The sequence below is a fragment of the Acinetobacter sp. 228 genome (genome assembly GCF_048147885.1).
The window spans coordinates 1-1,616 of sequence record NZ_JAYWYV010000176.1 but is presented as its reverse complement, the minus strand read 5'-3'; the positions used below and the strand labels follow the sequence as shown (position 1 = coordinate 1,616).

General features: G+C 40.7%; 2 protein-coding genes. Both read right to left on the bottom strand.

Going from position 1 to position 1,616, the window contains the following annotated elements:
- A partial coding sequence (locus VXQ92_RS17095; protein WP_416682622.1) for a biotin/lipoyl-binding protein occupies positions 1 to 318 on the bottom strand: 318 nt, incomplete at its 3' end.
- Between the two features lie 40 nt (positions 319 to 358).
- Positions 359 to 1,616 (bottom strand): MFS transporter (locus VXQ92_RS17090; protein WP_416682621.1); only part of this gene is annotated, 1,258 nt, incomplete at its 5' end.

Genomic DNA, 1,616 nt, shown 5'->3' with positions numbered 1-1,616 from the left:
GGCATCAATATGCATTAATACTTGACCCTTTTTAACATGGTCAAAGTCTTTCACTAATACATCTTTAACATAGCCATTAATTTGCGAGGATAAAATGGTAGTTTTACCTTTAACATAACTATTGTCAGTTTGCTGCACACTTGTGGCAAAAGGCCCAATTCTCCATGCCCACAAAATCACTAAAATACCGATAATAAGCACACCCAACATCCATAATAGGGTTGAGCGTTTTGTCGGAATCAGTTTACTTGCAGGTGCAGGCTCATTATTAGATGTTTGAGCAGGGGTTTGTTCCGGTTTATTTTGATCATCTGACATATATCAATCTCAATTTCTATTTCATCAATAACATAAGCCGTTAAGGGCGGCTAATTCCTCTGCGTTGTAGGTATTTACTACGTGCAATATTAAATCCGCCCCATAAGAGTAAGGCGACGGCAAAAATACCGTTTAATGCAATCACATCATTGTAAGCACGGACCTGAGCTTCACGAGTAACCACTTGATTAAGTGAGCGCATAGACTGAGCTGTTTGTAATGCGGGGTCATTTGTTGTGATGGCTGCACTACGTTGATAGGTAGAAAGCCTTTGAGCAACTAATGGGTCGGCTTGTTCCAAATCTTTAATAATCTCGACTTGATAGTTTTGTGTACGATGTTGTTGATAGGTCGAGAAGAAAGATGAGCCAACAAGGCCACCAAATGTTTGGGTTGCAGAGAATAAGACAATAAAAGTCACTACATACGAAGGACCTTTAGCCAAAGTTTGTGCAAATCCAATTAGAAGTAAAGGACCGATAAACAGGCCGCCGGCAAAGCCTACTAAAAACTGGCTTGCAAAGAAGTTTGAAGGCCGTACATCGCTAGTAAGGTGATAATCTAGTCCACAGGCAATGAGAATCAAAAACTCTGCAAAAAGTAAGTGAAAAATAATTCGTTCACGCGAGAAAGTAAGCGCACTAAATAGAGTTCCGCTTAAAATTCCCACCAATATGACCACATAGAGTGGAACAAATTGGTCTGGACCCATTCCCATAGTTTTTAGGAAGTTAACGGCTGCATAGCTTTGTTCTGACATTAAAAGACGAATGGCAAAAGCACCAAAGATAAAGCGTAGGGTTGAGGAGGCACCTAACCAACGTGTCATAATTAATGGATTGGCACGATAATGTTCATAGAGCAAACCTAAAACAACCAAGCTAAAACCTGCAATTAATACATAAGCAAGCCATTCACTGTTAAACCACCATAAGATTGGGCCTTGTGTCAGCACAATACATAGACATGCAAAACCTGGCGCCAGTAAAGCAAAGGTGAAGAAATCCTGTTTTTCGAAAACATAGATTCGTAAGCTACGTGGTAATTTCAACGAAACCACCATCGCTAAACAACAAAGTGCTAAGCCGAGTTCAAAGGTGTAAAGAACAGACCAACTATCTGTACTCACAAGAAAAGGGGAAATAATCCAGGCGAGGGGCACACCTAACTGCTGAAAACCAAAGGCAATATATATACCTTTTGCCATGTCGGCTTTTTTAAAGGCTTGCATGGTGTAATACATACCTAAAGAGCTGAGTGGTGCACCAGCTAAACCTGCCACAACCCGAGCGAACAAG